At 46.3% G+C, this 9,475-nt stretch carries 6 protein-coding genes; 1 reads left to right on the top strand and 5 read right to left on the bottom strand.

Annotated elements, in window-relative coordinates:
• Positions 1-167 precede the first annotated feature (167 nt).
• Entirely contained in the window at positions 168-320 is a 153-nt protein-coding gene (locus MNV_RS04435) for a DUF2080 family transposase-associated protein (RefSeq protein WP_096204169.1), read from the bottom strand.
• Positions 321-649: 329 nt separating this feature from the next.
• Between MNV_RS04435 and MNV_RS04430 the strand changes: the two genes are divergently transcribed.
• Positions 650-2,116, top strand: coding sequence for a cytochrome B6 (locus MNV_RS04430; RefSeq protein WP_096204168.1), 1,467 nt, complete (start codon positions 650-652; stop codon positions 2,114-2,116).
• 220 nt (positions 2,117-2,336) lie between these two features.
• Here the strand turns inward: MNV_RS04430 and MNV_RS04425 are convergent, their stop codons facing one another.
• The 4 genes from MNV_RS04425 to MNV_RS04410 form a co-directional block, all read right to left on the bottom strand.
• On the bottom strand, positions 2,337-3,350 hold the full coding sequence (locus tag MNV_RS04425; protein WP_096204167.1) for a hypothetical protein: 1,014 nt from the start codon (positions 3,348-3,350) through the stop codon (positions 2,337-2,339).
• A gap of 57 nt (positions 3,351-3,407) precedes the next feature.
• The gene (locus MNV_RS04420) at positions 3,408-6,887 is read right to left on the bottom strand and encodes a PAS domain S-box protein (RefSeq protein ID WP_096204166.1); all 3,480 of its coding nucleotides are present in this window, start codon (positions 6,885-6,887) and stop codon (positions 3,408-3,410) included.
• A gap of 4 nt (positions 6,888-6,891) precedes the next feature.
• Positions 6,892-7,956 carry an ABC transporter substrate-binding protein gene (locus MNV_RS04415; RefSeq protein WP_096204165.1) on the bottom strand — a complete coding sequence of 355 codons (1,065 nt, stop codon included), beginning with the start codon at positions 7,954-7,956 and terminating at the stop codon, positions 6,892-6,894.
• A gap of 335 nt (positions 7,957-8,291) precedes the next feature.
• A complete protein-coding gene (locus MNV_RS04410) occupies positions 8,292-9,374 on the bottom strand; it encodes a hybrid sensor histidine kinase/response regulator (RefSeq protein ID WP_096204164.1) in 1,083 nt (360 codons plus the stop codon).
• Positions 9,375-9,475 lie beyond the last annotated feature (101 nt).

Raw genomic sequence — 9,475 nt, 5'->3', positions numbered from 1 at the left:
ACGTCTGCCTACCGTTTCCAGATAAGTGTTTGCCAATGCTGCGTGTAATAAATCAAGATCATAATCGAATCCTGATAGAATTATCCCATTTGGCGTTATACCGAGGGCACGATCTATGAATGTATCAATGGTTTTGAGTGACCGAAAGTATCTATCTGTTTTTACGGTCAAATTATCACCAGATATACAGTTCGGTTGATGTATTCTTTGGGGCAGTCAACTTTTGCGCTATTACCGAATTTCGTTACTTTACGAATGAAGAATCCTTCGATTCCATCAATCTCAATATGAGTTTGGGCTTGAATTGCAACTTTTTTCATTGGATATACTATGGATATCCAGAGATATAAATATTTCTATTGAAGAACGGAAAAGCTCAAAAATCCTATACTTATAAAATTATTTTACATCCTTTCGGAGATACTGGAATAAGAGGCAGTTATATATACTATGTATGATAGAGATATCCAACTAAGATAGTCCTCGGATCTTGAGGACTGGGGCTGTGGGTGCAATAGTTTAGCTAGAAGCATGCAGTTATTTAAAATGCTAAAATATATTGTTATTTCAAATTAGGGCAAAAAAATCAATAAATGAATGTAAAAGTGTTAGGTATCATTTCGTCGAAAATAAAAGGGGGGTTAAAGATATGAAACAAATAATACCAAAATACGTATTAGCGCTATTGGTTATGTCTGCCTTAGCGCTTATTCTGCTGGGCGCGGTATATGCCCAGGAATCAGGAACGAATGGTTTGAACAACACTTCCGTTGGTGAAGCAATTGATAATGCAAGTCAGGTTGCAAATAAATCTTCGAGCTACCTGCCTGTAGTCATCAAGGAAGACTTTGCAACAGTCATGGCACGATATGTAGCTACAAAGCCTGGGGCGATGCAGCGACAGATGGATTTGCTCAACGAACGTTATGACTTGAGCAACCACGCGGCTTCAGGGGTGACAATGTCCCGCGGGAAGCCTGTTCAAGATGGTGTAAGAGTTAAACTCTCTGAGAACATGACATGGGACCAACTGGCTGCAATGAGTCCTGAGGAAATTCGTGAGAATAATCTCTTTCCCAAGGGCTTTTTACCGCTGCCCCATCCCAATCAGTCTGAGGGAGGGATGGTCTTCCCCAAATTCCACATAGATGAGATCAAGAGACAGGAAGGACGGGATCTTACCCGCTTTGATATTGATTTCGATCTGCCGGATCAGTTTTTACCTGAATTCCCGGCGCCTATCTTCCTGACCACGCGGCCTGATCTCGGAGATGTCTCACAGGGCAAAGTGGTAACCACTCAGAACTACTTTGAGTTGTTTAACGGGATACTCAACCCCAAGCAACTTGAAGGGCTGAGGCTATTATTGACTCCGTTCCCTCAGCAGCAGTTCAACTTGCTGGAGGACCGCCGCTCAGAACTACCCAGTCTTGGGGTTTCCTGTTTTGATTGTCATTTGAATGGGCATACGAACGCTGCTACCCATCTTGTGGGTGATATCCGGCCGCAGGAGTTCAGGCATCGAATTGATACCGTGAGTCTGCGTGGCGTGAATATCCAGAACATATTCGGTTCGCAGCGTGCACTGAGATCGGTAGAGGATTTCACAGAGTTCGAGCAGCGCGCTGCATACTTTGATGGTGACCCTGTGATAGCCACGAAAAAGGGCGTCAATATACTCGAGAGGGGCAGCCAGGTGCATTTTATGGCTGAGTTCCAGAAACTCCTGGATTTCCCGCCTGCTCCAAAACTCAACATTTCCGGAAAGCTTGACCCGAGAAAAGCCAGCGAATCTGAGATGCGCGGACAGGACCTGTTCTTCGGCAAAGCCAAGTGCGCAGAGTGCCATCCGGCGCCCTACTACATTGATAATACTATGCATAATCTGCAGGTAGAGCGCTTCTACAAGCCTCAGGTGGTCAACGGGATGATGGCAAGCGCTGACGGCCCGATCAAGACATTTACCTTGCGCGGCATTAAGGATTCGCCTCCATATTTACACGATGGGAGGCTGCTGACACTGGATGATACGGTAGAATTCTTCAACATTGTCCTTGAACTCCAGCTCACCAGCCAGGAGAAGAAAGACCTTGTGGAATTCATGAGGACACTCTAGCTGAATGTTATGGTAGCCCGGGAAATGTATTAGCGACGAAATGATACTTAACTTCGTAACCAGTAATATGGCTCCTGGGCCTCACTTATGCAATTAAACATAGCAAAGGACACAAAGGACACAAAGCGTAGCTTCAACAAAGCTACAACAATCTTTGCGTCCTTTGTGCTCTTTGTGGTGAGATGCAAAAACTACCCCGGCAAGTTTATGGACACTATCGTTAAATTATCATGACTTTTTTTGCAAAATCCCTGCACATTGCCGCATACCCGGCAGGATTCACGGATGGGAACGTATCGACCAAACAGATATCGCATCCTTTAACCACTTCCCCGAGTTTCCTGAAATCGCTGTGATACACCAGGATTTCCGCCCTGCCGGTGGCTTTGGCAAGGAGCACCGGTTCATGCCCTATGAGCTTATTATAATCCGGCGCTGCGGATTCGATGCTGACACCCAGGATGCCGGAATTCGCCTCAATGTTCAAAATAGTATTACGCAACGCCGGAAGCCATGCATCGTTGAGTATCACCTTTTTAGCGCCGCCGAGTGCACATAAAAGCCCCAGGGTGCCGGGACCGCAGAATCCATCGATTATTACGGCATTATTAAGCTCCCCTTTTAGATATAATCCCTCAAGCTTCTGGATTTTTGTATTATTGAACTCGATATGTACCCTGGACTGGTTCTTATAAACGCACAGCTCACCAAAGGTTGAAGATACCACATCGCACCTCATATCGCAGCCCGCAAGTAATTCATAGGTATGCGGCGTGCTGTCAGTATCCAGTATCCCGATGCTTTTCAAGGGATTCCCGGTCCTTTTTATAACTCCTTTTATTTCAGGAACACTGGCTAATATCGTATCAGCAAGTTCTTTAGTGACCGAATCCATAATGAGGACAAGACTTTTATTCCCGAGGCGCGGAGGGTACGGCACCTGGTAACCAAAAGCGATAAGCGGGGTGCCTACATCTTTTAAGGCAGCATCAGCGGGAAAGAGCCCTTTCTCTTTCAGTATCATCAGGACATTCCCGATGACAAAATCAAGATGCCTCCTGCCGCATTTCGTACACCTGCCGGTGTTGCTATCAATCTTTTCATGGAATGGGGCATTCTTATTAAACAACAGGTCAGATGGACACGAGCCGCATGCCATGTACATCTGGAAAAGCTCATCAAGGACTTCTTCGGCAGGGCGTACGCAGTCGCCGCCGCATGTAGGACAGTTCATAGGGACACATATTTTTTTGTTGATGTTAAATATGTATCGTGTGAAGTCTTGATAAGCTTAATTCGCACTTAAAACACCGTGTATGGTTTTTAGCAACTTTTCGGCAGTGTAAGGCTTTGGCAGAAAAGCGTTTGTATAATCTGCTATGTTTTTAAGTTTCTCTTTCTCTGCTAATCCGCTGACTGCGATAATTTTGACTTCAGGGTTAATTCTACGAATCGCCCGGATGCTTGCATGACCATCCATAACCGGCATCATCATATCCATAAGGATAACTTTGATTTTATCTGTGTTTTGAGCATACTCTGCTACTGCCTGTGCACCATCATTGGCTGCAAGCACATTATATCCATATTTTTCCAGTGTCGAGATGGTAACCTCACGGACTGAATCTTCATCTTCAGTAACCAGGACCAATTCTCCATGCCCGGTGGGCAATTCAAGCTGCTGTTCCTCTATATTTTGCATTTCGGTTTTAATCGCAGGCAAATATACGCAAAACGTCGTTCCTTTTCCAACCTCGCTGTTCACATTTATAAATCCTCCGTGGCTTTTCACAATAGCAAGGGCTGTAGAAAGACCAAGTCCTGTACCTTTACCAAATTCCTTTGTCGTGAAAAACGGCTCAAATATCCTATCAAGTATCTTGGGAGGGATACCGGTTCCTGTGTCCGAAACTGCAATTGTAGTGTAAGAACCGGTTTTAGCTTCGGTCTGCATCTGCGCATAATTTTCATCGATAAAACAATTCTCAGCAGAAATACTTAAGATACCGCCATCCGGCATTGCATCACGGGCATTCACACACAGGTTCATTATAACCTGGTGCAGTTGTGTGGCATCTCCAGAGATGGTAAAGAGGTCTTTCTGTATATCGGTTCTGATCTCAATGTTCCTGGGAAATGTTTCTCTTGCGACCTTTTCAATTTCGGTAATAATATGTCTTGCCTGAAGGGGATTGCGTTCACCCTCGACGCCCCGTGCAAATGACAGGACCTGCTTTATTAAATCAGCTCCACGGCAGGAGTTATTTTCAAGGATAGTAAGCAATTTCTGGCTCTGCTCATCCTTGAATTTTTCTTTTAACATTTGCAGCGATATCATAATCGGCGTCAGCATATTGTTGAGGTCATGCGCTATGCCGCCAGCTAGCGTGCCTATACTTTCCATTCGCTGCGCTCGCAATAAATGCGCTTCAAGTTTTTCCTTTCCTGTGATGTCTGTGTTGATGATAAGTATCGATTTAGGCCTTCCTTCGCTGTCCCGCACCAGTGTCCAGCGGCTTTCGACAATGATTTCTTTACCATCTTTCGTTACCTGATGCAATTTGCCAATCCACTCACCCTCCTCGATGACGCTCTTTTTTGCTTCTATAAGCTGGGGCGATTGTTCTTTATATAGAAGCCTGTCGGCATTTTTGCCTATGGCTTCCTCTGCCGTCCAGCCATACAGGCGTTGTGCGCCTTTATTCAAGTAGATGAGGCGATGTTCTAAATCCCGGACTCCGATGGCATCTTGCGCTTTGTCAAGAAGAGCGGCTTGTTCTCGTATTTTCTCCTCAGCCTGCTTGCGCTCGGTAATGTCAATGCCTACCTCCATAATGAGATTGGAGCCGTCGGTGTCGGTGAAAGGGAAGTCGAAGATATCGTAATTGCGGCAGTCCGGGCCGGTCCACTCCCAATGATGGGGCGCCTTGGTTTTCAGAACTGTATATGTTTCGCAAATCTCGCAGGGCTCGCAACGCTTAAACAGATATTCATAGCAGCGAGAGCCGTGTGACTCGCCGAAGCGCTCCCTGAAAAAGCGGTTGGCAAAGGACACGTGATAATCAGGCGATAACAGAACCAGGTAAGCCGGAAGCAGGTTCAGGATATCATTTAACCGCTGCCGTTCCGCTTTCACGCCCTCATTGGCCTGCGCCAGCTCGGCGGTTCGTTCTTGAACCCGCAGTTCCAGCTCATCATGTACCTTTCGGAGAGCTTCCTCAACACGCCTGCGCTCGGTAATGTCCTGGACAATGCCCGCCATCCAGCGCGCGCTTCCGGTGGCGTCCTCCTGGTGGCGCCCGGCCACCCAAATCCACCGGATCTCGCCATCAACGCGGCGGATACGGCACTCGAAACTCCAGTCGCTGTGCGCCGCCGTGGCCTCGATGAACTTCGCGTCCACCATCGCGCGGTCCTCCGGGAGCACGTGGTCGAGAAACATCTCATATGTCCATTGCGGGAGCAATTGCTCGTAGCCGAAGATGTGGTCGTGCTCAAGCGACCGATGCGCAGTGTGGTCCACCAAGTCCATGTCCCATGCGCCGATGTGGCTGGTTTCGAGGGCGAAGTGCAGCCGTTCCTCGCTTCCCTTCAGCGCCTCCTCCGCCATCTTGCGCCCGGTGATATCGCGGAAGACCAGCACAACGCCCATGGTCTTGCCGTCCAAGTCTCTTATCGGTGCACCGCTATCATCTATCGGGACTTCCGTTCCGTCCTTCTTCACAAGTATCGTGTGGTTTGCAAGACCAACAATCGTCCCCTCCCGGAGTACCCTGCTGACAGGGTTATCAGCTTCCCGGCGAGTGTACTCGTTGATGATATTGAAAACTTCAGTCACCTGTTTTGCCGAAGCATCGGTGAGCGTCCAGCCGGTCAATGCTTCCGCCACGGCGTTCATGAAAGTGATCCGTCCTTCGACATCGGTGGAAATGACCGCATCGCCGATGCTGGAAAGGGTGGTGGCCCAGCGCTGCTCGCTCTCCCGCAGCGCCTCCTCGGCCCGCTTACGTTCGGTGATTTCCCTTTCCAGCTCCGTTTTGGAGGCGGTCACTTCTTTCAAATTAGCTGTCATCTGATTGAAGGAGCGGGATAATTCACCGATTTCATCATCGTTTCTCTGTTTGATGGCAAAATCAAAGTTACCGGAACCGATGATCTTTGTTCCGTCCTGGAGCTCTGATATTGATCCTAAAGCGCGGCAGTAGACAATGAAATAATTGGTGAGAATATATAAACCTAATACAACCAGTAACGCAAAAATGAGTGTAATATTCATTTGCTTCAATTGCTCTGCCTGATCATGCAACATTTGCGACAACCGTCCAGCATCAAATGCCATTCCCTGGTTTTGAACCGCTATCCGGCTCCATGAGACCTGAAATAATTCCGGGTCAGCCACGGTGCCCTGAGATGTATTTTCAAAAGTCGATACCACATCTGTAAAGACCGCTTTTAACCGCTGCTGGTTTGACCTGATATTATTGACAAGCGTTTGCTGTTCTGGACTGTTCGGGTTCAGGTTTGACAGATAATTGGAAAGCTCGGAAAATTTTGATTCCCATCGGGCACGCTGCGGGCTTTCATGATAAAGAAGATAATCATTCGATAGATACCCGAGCTCGCTTGCGCCGCGCTCAATATTCTTAGCGATCTCTTCCTGCGTGTTAAGCCGCTCTACCTGCTGATTTGTGAAAATCACCGACGCAGCAATGATGATCAACATTATACCGAAGATGACCATGCTATTGATAAACTGGGTTTTGATTTTCATGATTTTACCGTATGATATTTACCGCTTCAGGTTTTACAGCCCTGAGGCCGTCTTCGTATATGTAGTCCAGGAAATCGGGTATGTTTTTCTCCGTCGTCAGGTTGTTGTTCATCATCCACCGTGCTTCGTCTTCCATAGCCAGAATAAGCGACTGGTCGAGCGAGAGAGAAAACTGGTCCTGAGACCAAACTGTTTCCATACGCGCGGCGTCCAGGTTCAGCCGCTTCTGTACGATGGCTTTTGCCTCGGCAGGATTACGGGTAGCATATTCCTCAGCCTGTGCGAGAGACTTAAGGAACCTGCTGACCAGTTCAGGATGGTTTGTTATCCACTCGTCGGTGGAAACAATCAATCCGAATATGGGCTGACTACCCTGTGCCGGCCAGACAACGGCGTTAGCGCCCAGACGCTCTCTGGCTGAATTAGCATACGGTTGGGCAGTGGCAATTGCATCAATGTCTCCGTTTGCAACAACGTTCACCCATTCCGCCGGTGTTTTAACGTCAACGAGGGTTATGTCCTTAATATTCATGCCATGAAGTCCGAGAAACCTGCCTAGATAGAAATGCGCTACCGTTCTTAAGGTAGTCCCAACCCTCTTTCCCTTAAGGTCTGAAACGTTCTCAATTCCCCGGTCCTTCCGTCCGACAAGATATATCTGCTCAATTTTAGCGATGGTTCCAATTGTGCGAATTCTTTCTTTCTGGAACACCATTCCGACCGTGGGGAACTCGGTTACCCCTACCGTAATGTCCGTTTCACCGTCCAACATTCCATCCAGTGAACCAACTCCGGTATCATACTTACGTAAGGTCACGTTGAGGCTGTTCCGGCTGAAAAAGTGCCGGTCTTCGGCGATCCAAAGAAGTGCGGTTTGCTCAAACGGCGAATATCCGACGGTGATTGATTCTGCCTTTCCTGTATAGCCCTGCCATGAATCCGGGTAAAACATTGAAACTAAGACTGCTGCCAAAATTACGGCAATAGGTACTAACGCAAACCGCTTCAGTAATTGTTTGCATCTTACTGTGGTTCGGGTATCTTCCACTTTGGTTGTATATCCAAACATAGACGCCTGCCTATATCCTTTGCCTGAACCTGATCATATTAATTGAATTGCACCTGCTGTATATTGTTATTTCATCAATGAAGCGAAGCCATATATTAAGATGACTGTTAAATATAATATATATTAATGAATAATAGTTATTCAGCAGTCTGTTGGAAGATATGTTTTATTCTATTTGCTATCTTCATCCTCATTCTTAGTAAAGTGTCAGGGGTTTTCATGCAGTCCGACGTACAATCACGATCTTAACCAGCGCTCCCCATTACAAAATGAAATTACGCAACAATTTCGATAGTGTAACTAAAGTATATCCCTTATAGCTACGGATGATATCTCTATTTCGCGCTTAAAACCTCGTGTATGGTTTTTAGCAATCTCTCGGCAGTATAAGGCTTTGGCAAAAAAGTGTTCGCAAGGTCTGCGACTTTCTTAAGTCTGTCTTTATCTGTTAATCCGCTGACTGCGATAATTTTGACTTCAGGGTTAATTCTATGAATCGCGCGAATACTCGTTTCACCGTCCATAACAGGCATCATCATATCCATAAGTACAGCCCCGATTTTATCTCTGTTTTGAGCATACAATGCTACTGCTTCTGCACCGTCGTTAGCCATAAGCACTTTATATCCATATGCTTTCAATGTCGAGAAGGTAATCTCACGAATTGAGCCTTCATCTTCAACAAGGAGAATTAATTCCCCATGTCCGACCGGCAATTCCACAGGCTGTCCCTCTGCTTTTTGTAATTCTGTTTTGATTCCCGGCAAATAGACCTTAAACGTCGTTCCTTTACCAATCTCACTATATACATTTATAAATCCACCATGGCTTTTCACGATTGCCAGGCATGTTGAGAGACCAAGACCGGTACCTTTGCCAGGTTCTTTTGTCGTGAAAAACGGCTCAAAAATCCTGTCCACTATTTTCGCCGGAATACCAGTTCCGGTATCAGATATGACAATGAGGAGATGCGGACCGACTTTAGCCTCAATGTTCATCCGTGAATAGCTCTCATCAATAAATTGATTTTCAGCAGAGATGCTAAGGGTACCGCCATCCGGCATTGCATCGCGGGCATTCATACATATATTCATTATAACCTGATGGAGTTGTGTAGCATCCCCCGATATTGTCCAGAGGTTATTTTGTATTTCAGTTCTGATTTCGATATTTCTTGGAAATGTCTCTTTGATGATCTTCTCAATTTCGACGATAATATATTTTGCCTGAAGAGGTTTGCGTTCACCCTCTATCCCGCGCGCAAATGAAAGAACCTGCTTTATTAAATCAGCTCCACGGCAGGAGTTATTTTCAAGAATAGTAAGCAATTTTTGGCTCTGCTCATCCTTGAGTTTTCCTTTTAACATTTGCAGGGATAGCATTATCGGTGTCAGCAAATTGTTAAGGTCATGTGCCATACCCCCGGCTAGTGGACTGTTTGATAAGTAATTTCCGATATTCAACTAATAAATCGATTCATCCATCTCCGAAGGTCAGTCCTTGTCCAAGACCATGAGAT

The organism is Candidatus Methanoperedens nitratireducens, assembly GCF_900196725.1.
GTDB lineage: Archaea > Halobacteriota > Methanosarcinia > Methanosarcinales > Methanoperedenaceae > Methanoperedens > Methanoperedens nitroreducens_A.
The sequence above is the reverse complement of the archived record's forward strand: the minus strand, read 5'-3'. Positions and strand labels throughout refer to the sequence as shown.